Source organism: Desulforhopalus sp., assembly GCA_030247675.1.
In the GTDB taxonomy this organism is placed as follows: domain Bacteria; phylum Desulfobacterota; class Desulfobulbia; order Desulfobulbales; family Desulfocapsaceae; genus Desulforhopalus_A.
Window position 1 is genome coordinate 831,647 of sequence record JAOTRX010000002.1, and the last position, 22,893, is coordinate 854,539.

Sequence of the window (22,893 nt, forward strand, 5' to 3'; positions counted from 1 at the left end):
CGGTGGTAAAATTGCCGGAAACTCAACAAGCTCTTGCCGTACAGGGCAGGACATCAGGGGAATGGGAAGTGCTGTGATATGTCTGGAAGCGGCAGAGCCCTGTGGCTTGTCCCCTATGAAATCCTGAGGACGATCATCACCGTATGGAAAAGATGGGGGAAGATGCATTGGCATTTTTTGGGGTATTTGATGTTTTATTAAAAAAATCTCAAATATATTTGGCAATCCATCAAAAAATGAGGTAAATTATTTAGAATAACTCATTTCGCATTCATTTGCTCGAATGTCTTCCCTGTATGACCGACCTGTCAAAATGGATATAGACGAGACCAACATCCAAATTCTTCGGCATTTAAAAGATGGCCGCAAATCCTTCAAGCTCATCGCTGAAGAACTGTCCGTCACCGAAAACACCATTCGCAGCCGGGTCAACAAGTTGACGGACGAAGGGATTCTTGCCTTCGCCGGGACCGTTCAGGTTGACGCTCTGTCCGGTCACAACATGCTGTATCTGGGGGTCAAACTGAAAAGCATGGAGCTGCAAAAGAAGGCGGAGGAGTTCAGTCTGTTGCGCGGCGTGGTCTCCGCGGCAATAGTGACCGGCAGGTACGACATCATTCTCCAGGTCCTTCTGGGCCAAGGGTACAGCCTCCTGGAGTTCATCACCGAGCAGGTGGCCCGGATTCAGGATGTGCAGACCGTGGAAAGTTTCGTGGTGTTCAAAGGCTACAATCTTAAGGTGCCCTATATACTTTGATTCAAGAATCAACACAGGAGACAGCAATGATCGTCGGAATTCTCAAGGAAATTAAAATCGCTGAAAACAGAGTGTGCATGACCCCGGCCGGTGTTGAGGTCATGACCCATCACAAACACCAGGTTCTTGTCGAGGCGGGTGCCGGTAAGGGCAGCGGCTTCACTGACGCCGAATACACCAGTGCCGGGGCAACCATCATTGGTACAGCGGCCGAGATCTATGCCAAGGCCGACATGGTCATGCATGTCAAGGAACCGCAGCCGCAGGAGTACGAGCATATTCGCAAGGGCCAGATCGTCTTCACCTATCTCCATCTGGCGGCCGATGAGCAGCAGACCAAGGCCCTGGTCAAGGCCAAATCGGTAAACATCGCCTACGAGACCATCCAGAAAGCCGACGGTTCTTTACCCCTGCTGACTCCGATGAGCGAGGTCGCCGGCAGGATGGCGGCCCAGGAAGGTGCTAACTACCTGCAGATGACCAAGGGCGGCCGGGGCATCCTTCTCGGCGGCGTGCCGGGTGTTGAGCCGGGAGTGGTGGTGGTCATCGGCGGCGGCGTGGTCGGCATCAATGCCGCGCTCCTGGCCTGTGGTCTTGGCGCCATCGTTTACCTGCTCGACACCAACCTCGATCGCCTGCGTTATCTCCGCGAGGTCATGCCCAGCAACTGTTTCCCGGTCATGAGCAGCGTGCCGAAATTGCGCGAGTTGCTGAAGAAGGCCGATCTGGTCATCGGTGCGGTCCTCATCCCCGGAGCCAAGGCACCGAAGCTGGTGACCAAGGAGATGCTGAAGGGAATGAAGAAGGGTGCGGTCATGGTTGATGTGGCCATCGATCAGGGTGGCTGTTTCGAGACCTCGAAGGCAACCTCCCACGACAATCCGGTTTATACCGTTGATGGTGTGGTGCATTACTGCGTTGCCAATATGCCCGGGGCGGTCGCCAAGACCTCGACCCTGGCGCTGACCAACGCCACCCTGCCCTATGCCCTGCAGATTGCCGACAAGGGCTGGAAGAAGGCCTGCCAGGATAACGTCGAGATTGCCCGTGGCCTCAACGTCGTAAACGGCAAGGTCACCTATCCGGCGGTAGCCGAGGCCTTTGGCCTGAAATATACGCCGGTTGCAGAGGTTCTATAAAAAAGTACAGTAGCCGCAAAAACCAAAGGCCGACTCGGGAACGAGTCGGCCTTTGGTTTTTTAAGCGAAGTCTATTATACCGCAAGGGCGGGTTTCGTACGAGTAGACAAGCTGCTCAACTCAGCTTTACCTTCCTAATAAAAGATAGGCCTTGATAAAGGGATCGAGATTGCCGTCGAGCACCGCGTCGACGTTGCCGGTTTCGTGGTCGGTACGGTGGTCCTTGATCAGCCGGTAGGGCTGGAGAACGTAGGAACGGATCTGGCTGCCCCAGGAGATGCCCTTCTTGTCGCCGGCAAGTCCCTCAGCCCGTTCGGCGTTCTTCTGCTTTTCCAGGGCGTAGAGTTGGGCGGTGAGCATCTTCATGGCGGTGTCCTTGTTGGAATGCTGTGACCGCTCGTTCTGGCACTGCACGACGATGCCCGTCGGCAGGTGGGTGATGCGGATCGCCGAATCGGTCTTGTTGACGTGCTGGCCGCCGGCACCGCTTGACCGGTAGGTGTCTATCCGCAGATCCTTGTCGTCGATCTCTACCTTGATAGAGTCGTCAAGCTCCGGCATGACCATGACCGAGGCAAAGGAGGTATGCCTCCTGCCGCTGGCATCAAAGGGAGAGATGCGCACCAGGCGGTGGATTCCCAGTTCCGAGCGGAGAAGGCCATAGGCCGAGCGGCCCTTGAACATGATGGTGACGCTTTTCGTGCCGGCCTCATCACCCGCCAGATAATCGAGGATGTCGGTCTTGAAGCCGTGCAGTTCACCCCAGCGCAGGTACATGCGCATGAGAATGGCCACCCAGTCCTGGGCCTCTGTGCCGCCGGCACCGGCATGGATGGCGATGATGGCATTGTTGCCGTCGTGTTCGCCATTGAACATGCACTCCAATTCGGCCTGGGCAAGTCCCGCCTCCATGGCATCGATGCTGTGGGCGATCTCCAGTTCCAGGTCGGCGTCCTTATCCTCCATGACCATTTCCAGAAAAAGCTCGGTTTCTTCGAGGTGCTTCCAGCGATTTTCCCAGCCGACGATGGTTTCCTGCAACTGGCCATGTTCCTTCTGTACCACCGTGGCGGTGTCGGCTTCGTTCCAGAAACCGGGCGCCAGGGTCTGCCGCTCCAGCGCCGCCAGTTTTTCCCTTTTTCTATCTAAGTCAAAGATGCTCCTTGAGCACGAGAAGACGATTCTTGAGATCTCCGAGCCTTTGTTTCGATACTGCTGCACCGCTTTCGATAACCATAATTTAACCTTGAAGCTTTGTAGTGGATCCTGAAAAAGAATACTTGTTTATGTGGGTAAGAAATTCTCGAAAATGTGGCTGCACGCGGCCACAACCAGGCAACCTGTAGTCGGCCGGCCTGCTGTCATCAGTATACCCGCGTTTTCCGCCGCCGTCTAATACCAAGCGCGCTGCCGCCACAGAGAAGACCGGCAGCCAGGCAGAGCGGCGCAAAGAGATAGCCATGACGCACCCAGAAGGTTTTCTCGTCCTGCAGAAGAACCGCTCTCGCCGCGGCAAAGGGCACGAAGATCTCCGATTGCAGATCGATACGCCCGGTCGGGCTGATAAAGGCGGAGATGCCGGTATTGGCAGAGCGGATCAGGCTGCGCCGCGTTTCAACGGCGCGGAGCACCGCCATGGCCAGGCTGTGATACGGGGCACTCGATTTACCATACCAGGCGTCGTTGGTCAAATTTATCAGAACATTGGCGCCGGCATTGACCCATTGCCGGGAAAGCTCCGGGAATACCGATTCATAACAGATGAGCACTCCGGCACGGGCGGCCTTCCAGGCCAGCGGCCGTTCGATTGTTCCGGTGCTGAAATCGCCGACCGCCTGCACCAGGGGGGCGATAAAGGGCAGATATTTTTGCAAGGGAACGTACTCGCCGAAGGGCACGAGATGGGATTTGTAGTACGAGCCATGAAACAGACCATCCGGCTGGAGGAGGACGGCGCTGTTGTAATACAGGATCTTTTTTTCCTTCCGGTCAAGGATTTCATACCACGGTGCCCCGGTCAGGAGGGCCAGGTCGCGGCCGGCGACGAAGCCGGTGAGGGTGGCCATGTGTTCGCTCATCTGGGGATAAAAGGGCAGGGCGGTTTCCGGCCAGAGGATCAGCTCCGGGTGCTGGGGAGAAAGCAGCGACTCGCTCAGGTCCAGATAGGTCCGTACCGTTGCTGCCTGCTGCGATGGCGACCATTTAACGCTTTGGTCAATATTGCCCTGGACGACACCAATGGTCGTGTGGGGCCTTGCCCCGGTGGTTTGCTGGCCACTGACCTCGGCCAGCCGCTGCTGTGAATACAGGGCGACGGCCGCAAGCAGGCAGCAGGCAGGGGCGGCGAGGAGCACCAGGCTGCGCCGCGATTGCCTGGATTTTATCAGTAAAAACAACAGGGTATTTATAAAGACCAGGAGGTAGGTAACTCCATGGTGGCCGACCAGATCGGCAATCTGAATGGCCGGCGGCACCGCGTAGAGGGCATAACCGAGATCCATCCAGGGAAAGCCGGTAAATATGACGCCGCGCAGCCAGTCAAGGCCCACCCACAGCGCCGGCAGCAGCCAGAGGGCCAGGGTCGCAGGGAAAATCTTTAAAGTGGCCTGGGAAAGCACGGCAAAAAGGCCATAATACAGGGCCATATACAGGGCGAGAAGCAGCAGCGCCGGAATGGACAGGTACCAGGCCAGACCACCGTAGGTGCCGAGGACGGTGATAATCCAATACAGCAACAGGACGAAATGCACCTGACCGGCTGCCAGGCCGCAGAGTACCGCCTGGCGCGGGCTGCCGGCCTCTATGGCAAAGAGCAGGGGGACGAGGGCGACGGGCAGCAGGGGCCAGAGTCCACCGCTGCCGGGAAAGGAAAACCACAGGCCAAGGCCGGTAAGAACCGCCAGCAGATAGGGCTTGCGCAGGAAGGAGGTCACTTTCGTTCCTGGTCCTCAACTATCCGGCTGATGCGCACCATCTTCAGTTGCCGGGAATCGGCGGTTTTCGCCTCGAAGCGGAAGCCGCCGATATTAACGACATCACCGGCCACCGCCAGGCGGCCAAGGACATGTATGACCAGGCCGCCGACCGATTCGTAGGGGCCTTCGGGAAACTCGGTGTCGAAATATTCTTCAATGACCTCGATATCAAGCCAGGCATGGACCTGAATGGTCAGGTCGTCGATGACCTCGATCTGCCTTTCGTCCTCGTCGTATTCGTCATCAATCTCGCCGACGATCTCTTCGAGGATGTCTTCCAGGGTAATCAGGCCGCGAACCGTGCCGAACTCGTCAATGACCATCGCCATATGCAGCTTGCGTTTCTGGAATTCGCGGAGCAGGTCGACGATCGGTTTCGATTCCGATATAAAATAGACCGGCCGCAGGTAGCTCTCCAGGTCGACCGGTCCCGGTCCCGGTTCCGGCCGGGCGCAGAGCCTGAGCAGGTCCTTGGCGTGGATTGCCCCGATGACATGGTCCGGATTGTTGCGATACACCGGGATGCGGGTGAAGCCGCTTTGGATGACGATATCGATCAGTTCCGACATCGGCGAGGCCTCGTCAAAGGAAACGACCTCCGCCGCCGGTGTCATGATCTCTGAGGCATAGGTCTCCCGGAATTCGAGGATCGAATTGATCATCTTTTCCTCAAGGGACGAGATCAATCCGTGTTCCTCGCCTTCTTCGAGAAGTTCTTGAATTTCATGATCAAGATCTTCTTTGGTTCCGGGCTTGGTGAAAGTTAACATCGATTTCAGCCGCTTCAGAACTCCGTTTTCCTGGTCGGATTCCTGGGCGTCTGTGGTGTTGTCTTCGCTCATCGTTTGGGTTGGTTTGTAGCCTGTTTACAGGTGGCTATGGGTTGCTGCGGCAGCATCTGCTTGTCGAGAATGTTAATACCCTAGATAAATAACACCCAGTTCAGAAAAATCAATCGTCTCTTGGTGTTTCTTTCGCTGGTCAGGTCGACAAAAGCCTGGGATTTGCCCGGTAAAAACGGGGTAACCTATTGAATATATACTGATGTTTACCTTGGTGGAGGATGGCTGCGGATAATTTTTCTTTTCTATTTGCCAGGGCATGACTATAGTAGCGTCGATTTCCTCCGGCAACTTGCCGGCATATTATGCCGATGTCGAGGAGGGACCAGGAGTAACAGACCGTTTTCTTTGTGTTATTAGCGTTAGGACGGTTTTCAAGTTCAGATAAACCAGCACCATCATTTTCAGTGAGGAAAAGATTGGAAGGAAAGGTTCTCATCGCCAATCGTGGCGAAATTGCCATCCGGATCATGAACGCCTGCAAGGATCTTGGTCTTGAGTATGTCGTTGTTTACACCGATGCCGACAAGGACTCGGAACATGTCCGGCAGAACATCACCGGCGGTCCCGGGCAAAATGCCTGGCGGATTACCAGCTACACCGAACCAAATGACATCTTCGCCGTGGCCGATCACACCGGCTGTACCGCCATTCATCCCGGCTACGGCTTTTTCTCCGAGGATTTTCGTTTTGCCAGAAGGGCCACCAAGCGGGAGCGGGCCTTGACCTTCATCGGGCCGAATTGGGAGGTAATCCGCGATCTTGGCGACAAGATCAATACTAAAAGGGTCGCCAATCAGCTGGGTATTCCCACCATTCCCGGCACCGACACACCGATTTACAATGAGATGGAGGCGGAGGAAATCGCCGGCCAGCTCCTGGAAACCCAGCGGATAAACGGTGTCGATCAACCCTCCGTCCTTGTCAAGGCGGCGGCCGGCGGCGGCGGTATGGGCATTGAGGAGGTTACCGAGATCGAGCGGTTCCGGAGGATCTACCGGCAGCTGCAGAACTACGCCAAACGCCAGTTCGGTGATGGCGGCGTGCTCATCGAACAGTGCCTGCGCGACTACAACCACCTGGAGGTTCAGCTGGTCTGCTCCAAGCACGGTGAGCGCATCCACTTCAGTTCACGAAACTGCACCATTCAGTCGACGGGACGGCAGAAAAGGGTGGAAGCGGCACCCGGTTTTCACCGCTCGGCCTTTGACTACGAATTTGACGAGAAGAAGGTCCTTGACCAGATTGTCCAGTATTCCCTGAAGCTTGCCAACCATGTCAAATATGACAACGTCGGCACCTGGGAATGGATCGTCAGCAGGACCGGCCAGCCCTATCTCCTTGAGGTAAACACCCGTATTCAGGTCGAAAATGATATCTCGGCGCGGATCAGCTATATAGGCGGCGAACAGCCCAATCTGATTCGCGAGCAGATTCGCCTGGGCCTTGGCGACCGGCTCGGCTATAAGCAGAGCGCCGTGAAGTTCAAGGGTGCCGCCATTGAGTTGCGGATCGTCGCTGAGGACACCAGGCGTGGTTTTGCCCCGTGGATCGGCACGATCAAGGAATTCAAGTTTCCAACCCACCCCTGGTCGGTGGTGTATACCCACGTGCCCTTTGACCGGCCGTATCCCATTCCCAGCGATTTCGACCCAAATCTGGCCCTTGCCCTGGTGTGGGGCGACTCGGTGGATGACGCCAAGGACAAGGCCGTACAATTCCTGAGTGAGACGGTGATCGCCGGTACCGATTCAAGCAACAACCCGATCATCACCAACCTCGATTACCTGAAAAATAATCTCGGCCGGCTCCTGGCATTCTAGGGCCGGTTTCGGACATACTATAGTAGCATTATGAAAGAACTCCAAAAGCAGCTTCTGAAAATAGAAGAGCGAATCAATTATCTGCTGCAGATCAAGGATTACTCCAACTGGGGCAATCTTGACGGCTTCAAGAAGACCTGTGATCAGCTGAAACAGACAATTTATGACTACTCTGAGGAGAATCTCGGCGTGGAGATTCGTAAACTCAACGAATCAATCAGCTTTCTTGAAGAGCGGGCCGAGGAAAACCTCACCCCCATGGAGCGGGTGCGGATTGTCCGCAGCATCCAGCGCTTTAGCCTGAAAGACATCCTCGAAAACGTCTACGAGGATTATACCGAGCTGGGCGGCGAGGGTGACGCCAACGTCGATCCGGCGATGATCTGCGCCAAGGCCACCATCACCCGGCGGATCAAGAACAAGCCCTATACCTCGGCGGTCATGGTCATTGGTCAGGAAACCGGCCACGGTGAGGAGTTCCGCAACGGTGGTTCGTGTCGGCCGCAGGGCAACGAAAAGGCCCTGCGCTATATGCAGGTCGCCGAAACGGAAGGCATTCCCATCCATTTCTACATCTTCACCCCCGGCTCCTTTCCGGTGGAGGAGGGCTCCGGCGCTGCCCAGCAGATTGCCAGGAATATCTACGCCATGACCAAGCTGCGCGTGCCGATGATCTCGATGATCTCCGAGGGCGGTTCCGGCGGGGCGGAGGCAATCGGCCTCTCCGATTACCGGTTGATGGCCTCGCACGGCTATTATTCAGTCATTTCCCCGGAGGGGGCGGCGGCGATCGAAGGCAAGATCCGCGAGGGTGCCAAGGTTCCCAAGGAGCTGATCGAGGTCTGTGCCGACCGCTTGAAGCTGACCGCCAAGGACAACCTGGAGAAGGGCACCATCGACCGGATCATCTACGAGCCGATGCTCGGCGCGCGCCGCGATGACTTTGCCTTTTTTGCCAAGCTCCGTGCCGAGATGCTCCGGGCCACCGACAAGGTGGTGCTTTCCGCCAAGAGCTTCAGTGCCCTGCGCAGCTATGAGATTCACCGGAAGAAACACCAGCCGGCCACCGAGGAACTGCAACTGGAGATTCCCTGGGACCTCAACCGCGACGAGATCGACAAGCTCCTCGCCCTGCGCTCAAAAAAATACCTGGGACTTGCCCGGAACGGCTTTATCGGCATGGTCGAGGCGGAAGAGGGGCTGTACAACCTGGCCAAGGTGAAGACCGAAAAGCTCTACTACACCCTGCGTTACGACATCATGAAGAACCATAAACGCCAAGTGCGTAAGGTACTGAGTGATGTGACGGGGGAAAGTTCGGTGATGATCAGACGGATTACCGAGCCGTTCAATTCCTTTATGGAGCTGTGGGGTAAAAAGAAGAGCAAGCCGCAACGCCTTCTTGCCTATTTAGGTGCCAGCGGTCAGCAGGAGGGGCAGGCGCAGAAGGTCGACCCGATGGAGCTGACCGACACCTACACCAGCCCGCTGGCCAATGAGGATCGCACCATCTCCTGTCCCAACGCCGACAAGCACGGCTGCAAGGACCTGTGGATTCCCGATCTCTACGGCGAATTTGCCGGGGTCTGTGAGACCTGCGGCCATCATTTCCCCCTGGAGCATAAGTGGTATCTGAAGAATATCTTCGATCCCGGCTCGATCAAGCATTTCAATACCGAGATATCCGCCGGCAATCCCCAGAACTACACCGGCTTTACCGAGCGGCTGCAGCGGGCAAAGGACAAGACCGGCTGGCGCTCGGGCAATATGACCTTCCGTGCCAGGGTCAACGGCATCGAGATCATCGTCACCATGCTCTATTCCGATTTCCGCAATGGCACGGTCGGTTCGGCGGAAGGCGAGAAATTTGCCCAGGCCTGCGCCCTCGCCAAACGTAAGAAGCGGCCACTGCTTGCCTATATCCACACGACCGGCGGCATCCGCATCCAGGAAGGGACCCTCGGGGTCGTGCAGATGCCTAAGTGCACCATGGCGGTACGGGAATACATCGATGCCGGCGGCCTGTATATCGTGGTGTACGACAACAATTCCTACGCCGGGCCGGTTGCCTCGTTCCTCGGCTGCTCCCCCTATCAGTTCGCTATCAGGTCGAGCCGCGTCGGTTTTGCCGGTCCCCGGGTCATCCGCGAGACCACCGGCACCGACATCCCCCCGGATTACCACTCGGCCCGCAATGCCCTGAAGCGCGGCCACATCCAGGGAATCTGGGACCGCCGCGAATTCAGAAAAAATCTCCACAAGGCCCTGCTCACCATGGGCAGCCCAAGTCTCTACTATCGCTGATCTGTACCGTGTCCCCCTCTGGCTATTGTCGGCCAGGGGGGGCACGGGCATCAACAGCGCTGCAAAAGCAAATGACTTTGTAAATATCGGCTCCTCTTAGAGCGTCATCCCCGCCTATTCCTCACACCCACCGTCACCACGCCCTAAGATGCTTTTTTGGTAACCTACAATGTATGTAGCTTGGTTAGGTCGGTGCGTTGGTGTCTAACTTTTTGACATTATACGACGGTTAACGAAGAAACTGGTTGTGTTGTGAGTAATTGGGAGGCATCACGGCCCTATAAGGCGTGTTTATCTGTGAAGTTGGCCAAGGAGTAAGCCAAGCGAGGCGAAAGTCTTTTGAATTGCGACATCGGGTAAGTACCGCGATTTTGGCAATGCAGTCATCATGAATGCTTGAGCAAACTGTTTTTTACGAGACCTGGCGGAGTAAAAATCCGGTGCAGAAACTTGTTAAGCTTATTCTTTATTTGATCGTCCCAAATTACAATCAGAACACAATGTCCGAAGATTCTTTTCAACTGTCTCGCCACCCTGTAGCTTGTCCGCAGAATGTAAATATTGGATTTTAGCATCATATCCATGGAATTCAAGGATTCATACAAGCTAAAAATTAGATGCTTGACTTAAAATGTGAGCTGGTAGCGGAGTTGTCTGCCATTCGGTTTCTATGTGACAGGATCGCAGGATAGTTCAAAACAACCCACTGTTCCATTGCGTGTGCTAATTCGCTCAAAGATCGACCAAGCTCGGTGAGTCGGTACTCGACACGAGGAGGTACCTCAGGATGGCTGATACGCTCTACGACGCCATCGCGTTCGAGGTCGCGCAAGGTTTGTGTGAGCATCTTTTGCGAGATGCCACCAACCATACGCATCAATTCACCGGTTCGCACTGGGCCATACTGGAGACAGCAGAGGATAAGAATCGTCCATTTACCCCCGATCAGGTTCAGTACTTCGCGTGAAGGGCAGTTTAGATTATATGGATTAGCTGGACCGAACATAATCTTAAATGTTACCTAAAGGTGCGTACTTGTGCAATCATCACTATTGCCATTATAGTGGGCTATCGTTAACAACAACGGAGCAGCTACAGCCTTATAGTAAGTTTCCCATGCCAAGCAACGGAGTAGAAGGAGCACATTATGAATGAACCAATTTGAGTATTTCTCTATGCCGAATTTCAGGTTTCCGCCCCCTTTGTTGAGGGTATTTGGACTGAAGCTAATCCTGCCATCCACACCGTGCCAGGACTGCGCAGCAAAACGTGTTTGAGCGGCATCAATACTCACACTATTGGTGGGTTCTATGAGTTCGACTAATTACAGAACGCTCGGGCTTATGCGGAGGGGATGCTAGCCGACTTTGCCAAGGCCGCAAATGCAAGCCTCACCGTCAAACTGTTCGATGGTGACGTCGCGGCAGAGGCAAGCAAGGGCATGCATTCGCCCTATTTCGCTGGCTGATCTGAGTCGGCAGACTTATTGGTTACATGCGTCCAACCGAGCCATCGTAATTTATATTAAACAATCAATAACTGCACAAGATCAAATTTCAAGGAAAACTTCAATGACCAGTCAAGAAAGAATCATTCATTATATTTCCGATCCCATGTGTCCATGGTGTTTTGCCTTTTCTCCGATATTTGACAGGATAAAAAGCGAATTCGAAAACAATTTCCGCTTTACCTATATCGCAGGCGGGCTTCGATTGAGGCCGGATGAACCACCTATGAATGAGGAGTTCAAGGACATGCTTTGCGGTTACTGGGAAACTGTTGAATTGGAAACAGGTCGTAAATTTGACATTGACCTGGTGGACAACATGAATTTTGCTTTTAATACAGAACCCGCCTGCCGAGCTATGGTCACCTTCCGCCATCTTTACCAGGATCAATTGTTCGGTTTTGAAAAACAATTACAAAAGGCTTTTTACCAGGAGGGCAGTGACATCACCAACCCGGAAACCTTCAAAAGTATTGTATTGAATATGGGGCTCGATCCAAACAAGTTTGATCAGGTTTATAATTCAGAGGCCATTGACGACCTGCTGGAACAAGACATTAACTACACCAAGTCTTTTGAAAAACCGCTTCTGCCAATGATCGTGATCCAACAAGGTGAAGAGAAAATTCTGCTCATGAAGGGCTACTCCGAACACAAGATAGTAAGCAAATCCCTGGACAATTTTTTATCCGGGAGCAAGGAAATAGAAAACAGCAAATCAGGACCAGCGTGTGAACTCGGAAAGGGCTGTTAATCGAAAATCGGTCTGAGGGGCTTGCCAACAAGTTATTGACCAGTTCACATCCGTGCGAGCGTGAACTGGTTATCTAAACAAGTGGAGCATTTCTATTGCAATATCTCCCCAGGCAGGCTAGCAATTGCCGCCAGCGGCAGCATGGTGATCTTTTCATGAGCAGCGTAGCGCGCCGCGCCGGGATACACCACCCAGAGATGAGCCAGTGAGAGGTCCGCCAGAGCGCTCAGCATGGATTTGGTAACCTTCGGCGCTTCATTGAACTTGAACTCCACGCCAAACCGCCGGCCCCCCGAGAAGAAAAGCAGATCCAACTCCGCTCCACCTTGGGTGGCCCAGAAATAAACCTCCTGCGTGTTCAAAACCGCCACCACCTGTTCCAGGCAGAACCCCTCCCATGATGCGCCGAGCCGCGGATGTGTCCAGAGTTCTTCCATACCGGGAATATTCAGCAGGCTATGCAGCAGGCCGGTATCGCGCAGGTAAACCTTAGGGGATTTTACCTGGCGTTTTTTCAGGTTTTCATGCCAAGGCTGCAACTGCCTGACCATATAGGTGCCGGTGAGGATGTCCAGGTAATGGCGCACGGTCTTGTCCGACAGACCCATGGAGCGACCTAATTCGGAGGCGTTCCATGTCTGCGCGTGGAGGTGCGACAGCATGATCCAGAACCTGCGCATGGCCGTAGCGGGAATGGTTATCCCAAGTTGCGGGATATCGCGTTCCAGAAAGGTGCGGATAAATCCTTCCCGCCATGCAAGGCTGTCCGCCTCACTGCCGGCGAGAAACGAACGTGGAAAACCGCCCCGCAACCAGAGTCGGTCTCGCCCTTCCGGCGATATTTCCGCAAGATTGAATCCGGACAAGTCAACAAACTCGATCCGACCGGCAAGGGTTTCCGAAATACTCTTGATGATATGGGGAGACGCGCTCCCCAGCACCAGATAGCGGGCAGCCTGGCCAGGGCGATCCGTTAGCACCCGCAGAATGCTGAATAGTTCGGGAACAAGTTGAATTTCATCAATAATTACCAGTCCAGTTAGAGAGCCGAGCGCCAGTTCGGGGTTTTGGAGACGCTGCCGGTCAACGGGCGACTCCATGTCAAAATAATATCCTTCCCGCTCTTGGCCGATCTGCCGAGCCAGTGTTGTTTTCCCGCATTGGCGAGGGCCGAGCAGGGCGGTGACTGGAGAACGCAGCAGCGCTCGTGAAATGGCTTCACTATAAAATGGGCGTGGTATCATAAAGAGAGCGTATCCTTGCAAATTCGGAATGTCAATCCGAATTTGCAATGTTTAGGTTACATCAACAAGATATTGCCGGTTGGTGGATCTCTCCACCTGAAGCAGGGGCAGGTGCCGGTTGCCAATACCGGCAGACAAAGCTTTTCAGCTCCTTCGCCGCCAGAAGCTGCTATGCGGCGGTTTGCATCTGACAGATATCAAGCAGCTTCACCGGACCAGCGAAGGTCTTCCAGCCATGGCGGATGCCGGCAGGGATGAAATAGCTGTCGTGGGCGGTGAGAATCCTGTGTTCCGCACCGATAAACATCTCGATCTGCCCTTCGATGACCATGCCGCACTGATCGAAGGGATGGTCATGGCCGGTGTCCGCCTGATCCGCTCCGATCTCCATGCACACCATGATCAGACCCTTGCCGATTTCCGCCTTGCTGGTTATCCCAGGACGAAACTGGGCGAGTTGCAGGGTGTCCAAATGCCAGAATGCCATGTCTTGCTCCTTTTTGTCGATATTTTCGAGGTGTTGGTGAATGTCGTGCCATTGCCGTCATACTGCCTTACTCGAAGGAAGGGCACATGCCAGCCTTGGGGGAGATAATACCTCCTTTTTCAGGAAATTTGTTTGCCGAAATGAACAGAACGGTATAGCCTCTGCTTGGAGTCCCATGATGCTCTGCCACCCTCAACCCACTCCAGCCAATTATGACCATGGTACCGATTTCCTTCCCAGAAACGATTTCAGCGACAATTCCCCTGTATCCTGACGCCGCACCGGTGACCCTGGCGATGCGGCCGCTGTTGCATCCGCTATTCCAGGCCCTGTGCGAGGGGATATCGGAGTTCACCTTTGCCAATATCTACCTGTTTCGGGAGGAACATCACTACCGGCTGTCCCGATTGGCCGATGGCACGCTGATTATCCTCGGACGGGACGGCGACCGGCGGTTTTTTATGGCACCGTTTGCCCTGCCGGACCGGGAAACGCTTGAAATGCTCCTGGCCGATAACAGCCGGATGAAATGCGTTTCCACGACTCAGACACCGGCCCTTCTGGCCATGGGTCTGGCGGTCAGCCCGGATCGGGATAACTTTGACTACCTGTATTCCCGCCAGGAGCTGGCTGAGTTGACCGGCCGGAAGTTTATGAAGAAGAGGAATCTCATCAAGGCCTTTCTCAGCAATCACCGCTACGAGGGGCGGCCGCTGCTGGAGGAATATCTGCCCGACGCCCTGGGGATTCTCGAGGCGTGGAAAGATGAACACGACTCGCTGGGTGACTATGCCGCTGCCCGCGAGGCACTGGAAAGGGGGGAAGAATTACAACTCTGCGGAGGCATCTACTACGTCGACGATCAGCCCGCTGCCTACACCCTGGGCGAGGAACTGGCCTGTGGCACCAGCTTCGTCATCCACTTCGAGAAGGCCCTGAATCGGTATAAGGGCTTGTATCAATTCGTTAATCAGGCCTTTGCCTCGATTATCAGCGACCCCTACACGACCCTCAACCGCGAGCAGGACCTTGGGCAGGAGGGCCTCCGCCATGCCAAGCTCAGCTACCGGCCGATAGGCTTTGTTGAGAAATACACGGCGACCTTGCCGGTTGCGGCAGCGGCGGGGACGGACTGAGGAGGCCCACCGCGTCGGCCCGGCAACGCATGCAGTGACGCATTTGTGGCAGATACCGTCCGGCGGTGCGCCGCAGCGAGGCCATTAACTCCCGGGATGGGGGCTTCAGCCAAGCAAGCGGAGTTTTCGGCACGGGGATGAGGGCGATCAGGTTGTGCAGATCGACCTTCAGGCCAGCCATTATTCTGGCGATGTGCGGGATGTGGTCGATGTTTATCCCGGGGATGACCACCGTATTGACTTTCACGGCAATCTGCCGGGCCTTGAGGCGGGCGATTGCCGCCAATTGCCGGTCAAGGAGGAGTGCCGCCGCATCAGTTCCCGCCACCTTCTTGTTTTTCCAGGAAATAGATGAATAGACCTTGGCCCCGATCAGCGGATCAACGGCGTTGACGGTGACGGTGACGAAGCCGACCCGCAATTCGGCGAGGGCACTGATGTGTTCGTAGAGGGCCAGGCCGTTTGTCGACAGGCAGAGATGCAGATCCGGGTGCCTGCGCCGGATATATTCAAGGCTTGCCAGGGTGCGCAGCGGGTCGGCAAAGGCGTCGCCCGGTCCGGCGATGCCGGCCACCGAGATCCAGGGCATGCGGGTCAGGATCTCATCGAGATAGTCTGCCGCCTCCAGCGGTCCGAGCAGGGCGCTGGTGACGCCGGGGCGGCTTTCGTTGGCGCAGTCATAAGCCCTGTTGCAATAGCGGCATTGAATGTTGCAGTCCGGAGCGATCGGCAGATGGATTCGGCCGTGTTTCGCCGCAGCCTTTGGATGAAAGCAGGGGTGAGGGACAACGGCCGGTTCCTGCAGGGGGATGGCGGGTGATCCGGCCGTCATTTCTTATGCCCGAAGATGATCGCGTTACTTGGGCAGATTCCTTGACAGTCACCGCAGTTGGTGCAGTTTTTCTCATCCGGCCGAGTGCCCATTTCGCAGACCGCCAGGCATTGATTGCAGTCGTTACAGGCACTGGTTTTATAGAATTTGAAGAGGGTGATACGCTTCACCAGCTCCAGCAGACCGCCGGTCGGGCAGGCAAAGCGGCACCAGAAATTGGCGGCAAGCAGCCCCAGGACGACCAAGGCGATGACAAGAAAGGTGCGGATCAGCCAGTTCATGCTCGCATGTTCGAAGGTTAGCAGCACCGACTGGAAAAATTCACCGATACGGATGGGCACATCGGCACGCGGCTGGCCGAGGAGGTAATAGGCGGCAAATGCCAGGGCAAGCCCCAGGTATTTGCCGCTTGGTGCTAGCCGGGTAAAGAAGTTGCGGACACGCAGCTTGCAGGGGGCAATCATGCCGAGCATCTGATTGATCAGTCCGCCGGGACAGGCCCAGCCGCAGAAGGCCCGCCCGAAAAACACCACGGAAAGCGGTATTAGCAGCCAGAAGCCCCAGAACATGCTGACGATCCGGCCGTGGCAGGTAATCACCGGACAGTTCTGGCAGCTGACATAGGGGACGAGAAAGGGACAGCGGAAGATACCGTAGAACGCCCACTGGCCAAGGACGGCCAGCATGAAAAGCTGGCTGAGCCGTCGCTTGACCTTCAACCGGACCGCCGCCCCGGTCTGAACAAGAAGGGTTTGAGTTTGCAGGGTGCACGGTTGGCAATCAGGCATCTTTCACCCCCAGTCTTTCGATGAGTTCCTTGCCCTTGTCGGAGATCGCCGGGATAAAGCCGGCGGCGGCAAAAAAGGACTGGCCTTCTTCCGAGGTAATAAATTGCAGGTAATGGTCGGCCAGACGGCGATCCTTGGCGTCCTTCATGACCCCGATGGTGAAGGTAAGAGGCGGCGGGGGAAAAAACTCCTCGGGGATGGCAAGGATGGTGGTCTTACCGGAAAAAGCGGCCATGCGGGTCAAGCGTAGCTCGACGATGGAAACGTCGCCCCTGCCACTGACAATATCGTCCATGGTGCGTTGCACACAACTACCTGCCGAAACACAATTTTTTGTCACCGGATGGAGTATGCCCGCCTTTTTGAGGAGATTTTGCACTGCCTGGCCTCCCGGCGGCGAGGCTTCAGGGGCGAGAACGACGCGCACCCCGGGTTTTGCCATGTCGGCAATTTTTTCGATACCGGCCGGATTGCCCGGCGGGGTGATCATCACATAACTGGTGAAACACAGAGGCTTGAAATAAAGCATCTTTCCGGTACTTCTGAGCTTTTTGGCAAGATCGAGGACCCGGCCGCCGAAGATTTCCGTGGTGGCGCTGCCGAGGAGCGACTTGCCGAGGGCCGCGGCGAAGGCCCCGGTGTAGCGTATCTTCACCCCATTGTTTTTCTCGTAGAGGTCGTTTGCCGGAATGAAGGCCTCCGCCAGACCGCCGCAGGACCACAGCTGGAGAGAGGAGGCCGAAAAGCTGCTGGCTTGCGCTACCCCCGCCGGCAGGGCCGCACCGAGGGTCGCTACGACAGCCGACTTTAAAAAGGTCCTGCGCGCATGACTTTGCGGATTGTTATCCATAGTTCCTTCCTCTTTCATATTTTTTGCCTTGCCAGGTATCGGCCCGGCTGTCACGAAAGAACAATGCTATAGCATAGTAAGTTGCGGAAATCTAATTGGTTTATCTGGCAGAATGGGGAGTTTTCCATTGGTAAAACCTATTTGTACCGCAAGGGCATAAGTTTCGTACGAGCAGACAAGCTGCTCAACTCAGCTTTATACCGCAAGGGCATAAGTTTCGTACGAGCAGACAAGCTGGCTCAACTCAGCTTTAAAAAGTGATGGTGCCGAGGATTTCTGCAAGGAAAAGGTGCAGCCAGGTATTTCGTTCGGCAGGACATGTTTTGTCTGATATAATATTGATATTGCAGTGTTTTGCTGTGTTGGTTGGTAGGGTCCCCGGTCCACAATAGTCTTGCAAAGGGAGAAAAGAATGTGTAAAAGGCAGTTTTTTCCTTTCTTTTTTACGGGGTATTTACATGCAGCCGGGTGATGTTTACGGGCGGCTTGTATCAACTCTCAGGGTTTTACCGTAAAGTTTTTACTCACAGCATTGGTCGATTCAAGGCGTCTGAACTGCAACACCGTATTGAACCGGCAGAATTGACAAGTCTTGGAGGTTGTTTCATGGACGTTAGAACGGTCGCTCAAAAAGTATTATGTCGTCTGATAAGCTGCATGTTGGCAGTCAGCCTAGTTGGTTTACCTCTGAACTCCGGCGTTGCCTTCGCCGCCGAACATGCGGTTGTTCCGGCTACGGCAAAGAAGGTGGAAACAGAAAAGGCCGTTATTCTCAATGACCACAAGAAGGCGGTTCCCGCGACTGCCAGTAGCAGCACCTCGGACAAAGCAACGGTGGCGAGTACCGGGACTCCGGCGGTCAGCGCTGAACAGAAGCCCACAGGTGAGAATAAAGCCAATGATGCGTCTCACGCCCAAGCGGCCCAAGCCGGCCACGATGAAAAAAGCGAAGAGGGACTGTCAACTGCTGCCAAGGTAGGGATCGGTGTCGGTGTTGCGGTGGTTATCGGCGGCGCCGCGCTTGCTCTTGGCGGCGGCGGCAGCAGTGGAGACAGCGGCCCGAAATATCCGACTGCCGCCGAATTGGTTGGCAAGTGGGACGGCCGGGGCATTTCTCATGACGGAGTACGGAGATATCTCGGTGTCTATGATCTAAGAGCCGGTGGTGTTCATACCTATAGTATTGTCCTCAATGATGGTGTTCACCATGAGGGACAGGGCACCTGGTCAATTGCCGAGGGGACCAATACCCTTACCATAAGAAATGGTAATAGCTCGGTCTATGTCGGTGATTTCCAAGGTGAGAACTTTACAACCATCTCTATGACCGCCAGAAATACCGGCTGGGATTTGGTACTCACCAAGAAGTGAAACAGCGGAAGGGGCACAACTCCTTTGCTTTTGGCAATTCGATGAGTTACTGCAAATATGATAGATAACGCTGCGTTTGGATCAAATTCTGTTGAGACGGACCAACAACCTGCCTTGCTAAACGCCCGGGCCGAAGGCAGTTCAGTAAACGCCCCTCTTGGCCGTCTGCTCATCTTTATTGTCGCATACAATGCTGAGAATACAATAGAAAATGTCCTGAAGCGGATTCCGCCGAGTCTGGCGGAACAGTATGAGGTAGAGATCCTCATCATCGATGACTCCTCCCAGGACAATACCTTCGAGCGGAGCGAACTGGTAAAACGCAGCGGCACCATTCCCTTTAAAATGACGGTGCTGTTTAATCCGGTCAACCAGGGCTATGGCGGCAATCAGAAGCTCGGTTTTCGCTATGCGGTCAGCAACAATTTTGATTACGTCGCCCTGGTGCACGGCGATGGCCAGTACGCCCCCGAGTGCCTGCCGGACCTGGTCAGGGTTCTCGCTCATAAGGAGGCCGACGCGGTTTTTGGTTCACGGATGATGCACGGCAATTCGGCCCTGAAAGGCGGCATGCCACTGTATAAATTTGTTGGCAACAAGATTCTCACCACCTTTCAGAATTTCCTGCTGCAATCGCATTTGAGCGAATTTCACAGCGGCTACCGGCTGTACTCCATACCCGCCCTCAAAAAGATACCCTTTGATCTGAACAGCAATGATTTCCACTTTGATACCGAGATCATCATTCAGCTGATTACCGCTAAGTTGTCGATCAAGGAATTGTCTATCCCGACCTTCTACGGCGACGAGATCTGCCATGTCAACGGCATGAAATACGCTTGGGACGTCTGCCGGGCAACGATGCAGGCGCGGGTCCAGAAATACCACATCTTCTTTGATCGCAAATTTGACTGTGCTCCCGAGGGCGACGATGATGCGGAGCATCTGGTCTACGACGAGAGCGGTGCCGAAGCCGTCTTTGCCAGGTCTCTTGACCAGAGATCGAACATCCTTGTCATGGGCAAGGCGAGCAGCGGGCTGATTGCCGCCCTTGAGGCGAAGAACCATACGGTGACGGTCCAGCCGGCGGGGCTGGTCAATTCCCAGCTGGCGTCCTGTGAGGACGTCGATTATCTGGTGATCTTCGACGATACCGAACTTTCCCAGCGACCTGATCAGCTGATACAACTCCTGAAGGATGCCTATTGCGGCAATCCGGGGCTCAAGGTGGTGTTGAGTGTCGGCAATATCGGCTTCATCCTGCCCAGGATCTTATTGATGCTGGGCAGATTCTCCTATACCAAACGGGGAATCATTAATTTTGGCCACTTCCATTTCTTCACCCTGCGTTCTTTAAAAAATCTTTTCCAGCAAAATAATTTCGAAGTTGTCAAGGTGGCCGGGGTACCCATCCAGTACCGGAGAATCTTCAAATCAAAGGCCCTTTGCAGTATCTTTACCGAGATTCATAACCTGCTGATTGCCGTGCGTCCTTCGGTCTTTGCCTATCAATTTCTAATCATCTTCAAGGCTAAGCCGTCCCTTGATTATCTCCTCACCAGTGCCATGCGTATTTCCAGTGAAAAACAATCGAAAATCAGTACAAATCCCAGCTCTGTTCCTTAATCACCGCTAGAAGCCCGATTATCGACCGCTGCATAACTCGCTTCTACCGAATAAGGAGATATTGAGATGGATAATAAAACCAAGCCAGTGCTGGTATTGGGCGCCACCGGCTATGTGGGTGGGCGGCTGCTGCCGCTTCTTCTCGAACGGGGATGGAAGGTCCGCGCCGCTGGACGCTCCGACCGCAAAATCCAAGGACGCTCCTGGGGTAACCACCCCAACCTGGAGATTGTCGTCGCCGATGCCCTGGATACCGCGGTTCTTGCCGAGGCGATGCGTGGCTGCCGGGCGATTATCTATCTTGTCCATTCGGTCAGGCCCGGGGAGGAGGATTATGCCACACTTGACAGGCGTATCGCTTACTCGACGGTACAGGCGGCACGCCAGGCAGGCGTGGAGTGGATTATCCATTTCACCGGGCTCGGCAATCCCGCCCATCTTTCCAATCAGCTGCGTTCGCGCTACGAGGTGGGGGAGATCCTCGCCCTCGGCGGCGCCAAGGTCACCCAGCTGCGGGCGCCGCTGGTGCTCGGTTCGGGTGGGGCCTCTTTTGAGATGATTCGGGCCTTTTGCGGCTATCTACGGATAATGTTCGCCCCCCGGTGGATGGACACCAAATGTCAGCCGATTGACATCGACAATGTCGTCGAGTATTTGGCCGGTTGCCTGGAACACCCGGAGACAATGGGGGAGATTTATGAAATCGGCGGGCCGGATGTCCTCACCTGGCGCAGTCTGTTCCGGATGTACGCCGAGGAGGCAGGGCTGCCGCACCGCCTGGTGCTGGTTTTGCCGATGCGTATCCACAGCATTTCCATCTGGTGGATGAATCTGGTCACTCCGGTATCGGTGGCCCTTATCCGGCCCCTCATTGAGCGGATGCGCGATGAAATTCTCTGCCGAGATGAACGGATCCGCAAGATTATTCCGCAAAGGCTCTTTTCCTGCCGCGAGGCCATTATCAAGGCCCTCGATGAGGTAAGTCAGGACGAGGTGGCCTCCAGCTGCTTTGACGCGGGATCGACTCGCCTACCGGAATGGGCCAGAGAACAGGCTATGGCGGAGGCCAGGGTCCATCGGGACACCTTCGCCATCACCCTTGACGGTCCACCCGAGCTTGCCTGGAACGTCGTCAAACGCATCGGTGGCGATACCGGCTGGTATTTCGGCACCTTCCTCTGGCGAATGCGCGGCTTCATCGACGAACTACTGGGCGGTCCCGGCCTATCCAGGGGGCGTCGTCATGTGGATTCGGTGGCTATGGGCGACCACTTGGATTTCTGGCGGGTGGTGGAGGTGGAGGAGCGTTCCCGTCTTCTCCTGCGGGCCGAGATGCTGGCGCCGGGCGAGGCTTTATTGGAGTTCCGGGTGCAAGGACTTCCCGACGGCTCGACCGAACTGCGCATGACCCCAAGTTTTGAGCCGCGAGGCATCGGGGGAATCCTCTATTGGTGGATGATTGCCCCGTCCCACTCCCTGATGTTCCGGCCGATGCTCAAGCAAATGGCCAAGGCCGCCGGGGTCCGGGTACTGAGCGGCCCGTCCTGGGTGGGTGAGGACTGAGCCGCACGGCGGGTGTCAAGGCCGGGGGGCTGCTGCTTTAGCCGGCAAAGCTGTCCGCCATTGCCCGCAAATCCTCTTCCGGCAGGATCTCCAGCTTGGCGAATTGCTCCTTGGAAAAGAGGACGAACTCGCCTTCCGAGGTGGCGCAGAGCCTGCCTTGTTCATCAAACAGCTCGCCTTTGACGATTGCCCGGCGTTCTCCGGCCATTTCCTTGATGTAACCAATCCCGCACAGCGACGACCCGACATATATCGGCCGCAGAAACTGTACCGTCATCTGCTTGGTGAGGATGAAGCGCTTGGTAAGAAAGATTGCCGCCCAGCTCATCGTCTCATCAAGAATGGTCGAGATCACGCCGCCATGGATGAGTTTGCTCCATCCCCGGAACTGTGCAGGGACGACGAGTTTTGTTCGGATTTGTTCTCCATTGGTTTCAAAGGTCATATGGAGTCCGGATTGATTTTCCGGGCCGCAGCCAAAACATTCTTTGTCGAGATTCGGCAGTGGCTTCCAGAGGAGGCTTTCCGTGCTGTTCATCGTTGTACCTATCTGATATGAAAATTGCAAAAATACATGATCATGTTCTTGTGAAGACAAGGAATATAAAAAAGACTGCTGCTGACTTCCTTATAATGATACGGACCTGGATGCAATGGGATATTTCAAAAAACGGCATGGCATTGGCGACATTCTCCGATGGCATAAGCAAAGCGGCGCTTGGTGGGCAATTTCTTGTGCGCATCAAGATACCTTGATAAGCATGTTACAAGTGTGTGTGCCGAAGATTGCCTGTCAAGAAATCCGTGCATAAAATCTGCACAAGATACCTGTCGGCGACGTATCGCCGGAAGTCTTCACTGTCGATAGCAGCCCATGGGCATTGTAATAATTGGT

At 55.0% G+C, this 22,893-nt stretch carries 20 protein-coding genes; 10 read left to right on the forward strand and 10 right to left on the reverse strand.

Annotated features, from left to right (window positions below; all coding sequences use genetic code 11):
• The first annotated feature begins 313 nt into the window (after nucleotides 1-313).
• Both OEL83_03660 and ald read left to right on the forward strand, forming a co-directional pair.
• Nucleotides 314-757 carry an Lrp/AsnC family transcriptional regulator gene (locus OEL83_03660; protein ID MDK9706126.1) on the forward strand — a complete coding sequence of 148 codons (444 nt, stop codon included), beginning with the start codon at nucleotides 314-316 and terminating at the stop codon, nucleotides 755-757.
• A gap of 26 nt (nucleotides 758-783) precedes the next feature.
• Nucleotides 784-1,896, forward strand: coding sequence for an alanine dehydrogenase (ald, locus tag OEL83_03665; GenBank protein ID MDK9706127.1), 1,113 nt, complete (start codon nucleotides 784-786; stop codon nucleotides 1,894-1,896).
• 126 nt (nucleotides 1,897-2,022) lie between these two features.
• On the opposite strand, the gene prfB is transcribed toward ald, so the two are convergent.
• The 3 genes from prfB to OEL83_03680 form a co-directional block, all read right to left on the reverse strand.
• Nucleotides 2,023-3,133 (reverse strand): peptide chain release factor 2 gene (gene prfB, locus OEL83_03670; protein MDK9706128.1). Its coding sequence is split into 2 segments (ribosomal slippage): nucleotides 2,023-3,048 and nucleotides 3,050-3,133, totalling 1,110 coding nucleotides; the frame shifts between segments, so codons are not numbered across the junction.
• 127 nt (nucleotides 3,134-3,260) lie between these two features.
• Nucleotides 3,261-4,829 (reverse strand): apolipoprotein N-acyltransferase, encoded by a 1,569-nt coding sequence (lnt, locus tag OEL83_03675; protein ID MDK9706129.1) that lies wholly within the window; start codon nucleotides 4,827-4,829, stop codon nucleotides 3,261-3,263.
• Complete coding sequence (locus OEL83_03680) at nucleotides 4,826-5,713, reverse strand: hemolysin family protein (protein MDK9706130.1); 888 nt, start codon at nucleotides 5,711-5,713, stop codon at nucleotides 4,826-4,828. Before OEL83_03680 ends, lnt begins: the two co-directional genes overlap by 4 nt.
• A gap of 419 nt (nucleotides 5,714-6,132) precedes the next feature.
• Here OEL83_03680 and OEL83_03685 point away from each other — a divergent pair, with 419 nt between their 5' ends.
• On the forward strand, nucleotides 6,133-7,536 hold the full coding sequence (locus tag OEL83_03685; protein MDK9706131.1) for an acetyl-CoA carboxylase biotin carboxylase subunit family protein: 1,404 nt from the start codon (nucleotides 6,133-6,135) through the stop codon (nucleotides 7,534-7,536).
• Nucleotides 7,537-7,566: 30 nt separating this feature from the next.
• The gene (locus OEL83_03690) at nucleotides 7,567-9,840 is read left to right on the forward strand and encodes an acetyl-CoA carboxylase carboxyl transferase subunit alpha/beta (GenBank protein ID MDK9706132.1); all 2,274 of its coding nucleotides are present in this window, start codon (nucleotides 7,567-7,569) and stop codon (nucleotides 9,838-9,840) included.
• Nucleotides 9,841-10,453: 613 nt separating this feature from the next.
• On the opposite strand, the gene OEL83_03695 is transcribed toward OEL83_03690, so the two are convergent.
• Complete coding sequence (locus tag OEL83_03695; protein MDK9706133.1) at nucleotides 10,454-10,846, reverse strand: helix-turn-helix transcriptional regulator; 393 nt, start codon at nucleotides 10,844-10,846, stop codon at nucleotides 10,454-10,456.
• A 565-nt stretch (nucleotides 10,847-11,411) separates the two neighbouring features.
• Here OEL83_03695 and OEL83_03700 point away from each other — a divergent pair.
• On the forward strand, nucleotides 11,412-12,101 hold the full coding sequence (locus OEL83_03700; protein MDK9706134.1) for a DsbA family protein: 690 nt from the start codon (nucleotides 11,412-11,414) through the stop codon (nucleotides 12,099-12,101).
• 92 nt (nucleotides 12,102-12,193) lie between these two features.
• Here the strand turns inward: OEL83_03700 and OEL83_03705 are convergent, their stop codons facing one another.
• Both OEL83_03705 and OEL83_03710 read right to left on the reverse strand, forming a co-directional pair.
• Entirely contained in the window at nucleotides 12,194-13,345 is a 1,152-nt protein-coding gene (locus OEL83_03705) for an ATP-binding protein (protein ID MDK9706135.1), read from the reverse strand.
• Nucleotides 13,346-13,514: 169 nt separating this feature from the next.
• Nucleotides 13,515-13,832, reverse strand: a complete 318-nt coding sequence (locus OEL83_03710; protein MDK9706136.1) for a cupin domain-containing protein — start codon at nucleotides 13,830-13,832, stop codon at nucleotides 13,515-13,517.
• Nucleotides 13,833-14,044: 212 nt separating this feature from the next.
• Here OEL83_03710 and OEL83_03715 point away from each other — a divergent pair, with 212 nt between their 5' ends.
• Nucleotides 14,045-14,968 (forward strand): phosphatidylglycerol lysyltransferase domain-containing protein, encoded by a 924-nt coding sequence (locus OEL83_03715; GenBank protein ID MDK9706137.1) that lies wholly within the window; start codon nucleotides 14,045-14,047, stop codon nucleotides 14,966-14,968.
• On the opposite strand, the gene OEL83_03720 is transcribed toward OEL83_03715, so the two are convergent.
• Genes OEL83_03720 through OEL83_03730 form a run of 3 tightly spaced genes read right to left on the reverse strand, consistent with a single transcriptional unit; the run spans nucleotide 14,892 to nucleotide 17,438 of the window.
• Nucleotides 14,892-15,800 carry a radical SAM protein gene (locus OEL83_03720; protein ID MDK9706138.1) on the reverse strand — a complete coding sequence of 303 codons (909 nt, stop codon included), beginning with the start codon at nucleotides 15,798-15,800 and terminating at the stop codon, nucleotides 14,892-14,894. The two genes, OEL83_03715 and OEL83_03720, sit on opposite strands and share 77 nt — an antisense overlap.
• Nucleotides 15,797-16,588: a 4Fe-4S binding protein gene (locus OEL83_03725; GenBank protein ID MDK9706139.1), complete on the reverse strand. Its 792-nt coding sequence runs from the start codon at nucleotides 16,586-16,588 to the stop codon at nucleotides 15,797-15,799. The genes OEL83_03720 and OEL83_03725 overlap by 4 nt, the downstream gene beginning before the upstream one ends.
• Nucleotides 16,581-17,438 carry a substrate-binding domain-containing protein gene (locus OEL83_03730; protein ID MDK9706140.1) on the reverse strand — a complete coding sequence of 286 codons (858 nt, stop codon included), beginning with the start codon at nucleotides 17,436-17,438 and terminating at the stop codon, nucleotides 16,581-16,583. Before OEL83_03730 ends, OEL83_03725 begins: the two co-directional genes overlap by 8 nt.
• A 606-nt stretch (nucleotides 17,439-18,044) precedes the next feature.
• Between OEL83_03730 and OEL83_03735 the strand changes: the two genes are divergently transcribed.
• The 3 genes from OEL83_03735 to OEL83_03745 all read left to right on the forward strand — a co-directional run bounded on the left by OEL83_03735 (nucleotide 18,045) and on the right by OEL83_03745 (nucleotide 21,998).
• Nucleotides 18,045-18,809 (forward strand): hypothetical protein, encoded by a 765-nt coding sequence (locus OEL83_03735; protein ID MDK9706141.1) that lies wholly within the window; start codon nucleotides 18,045-18,047, stop codon nucleotides 18,807-18,809.
• Between the two features lie 57 nt (nucleotides 18,810-18,866).
• Entirely contained in the window at nucleotides 18,867-20,435 is a 1,569-nt protein-coding gene (locus tag OEL83_03740; protein ID MDK9706142.1) for a bifunctional glycosyltransferase/class I SAM-dependent methyltransferase, read from the forward strand.
• A gap of 66 nt (nucleotides 20,436-20,501) precedes the next feature.
• Entirely contained in the window at nucleotides 20,502-21,998 is a 1,497-nt protein-coding gene (locus tag OEL83_03745; GenBank protein ID MDK9706143.1) for an SDR family oxidoreductase, read from the forward strand.
• Between the two features lie 37 nt (nucleotides 21,999-22,035).
• Here OEL83_03745 and OEL83_03750 read toward each other — a convergent pair whose 3' ends face one another.
• Nucleotides 22,036-22,536, reverse strand: a complete 501-nt coding sequence (locus tag OEL83_03750; protein MDK9706144.1) for a PaaI family thioesterase — start codon at nucleotides 22,534-22,536, stop codon at nucleotides 22,036-22,038.
• 17 nt (nucleotides 22,537-22,553) lie between these two features.
• Here OEL83_03750 and OEL83_03755 point away from each other — a divergent pair, with 17 nt between their 5' ends.
• Nucleotides 22,554-22,754 (forward strand): hypothetical protein, encoded by a 201-nt coding sequence (locus tag OEL83_03755; protein ID MDK9706145.1) that lies wholly within the window; start codon nucleotides 22,554-22,556, stop codon nucleotides 22,752-22,754.
• Nucleotides 22,755-22,893: the final 139 nt, after the last annotated feature.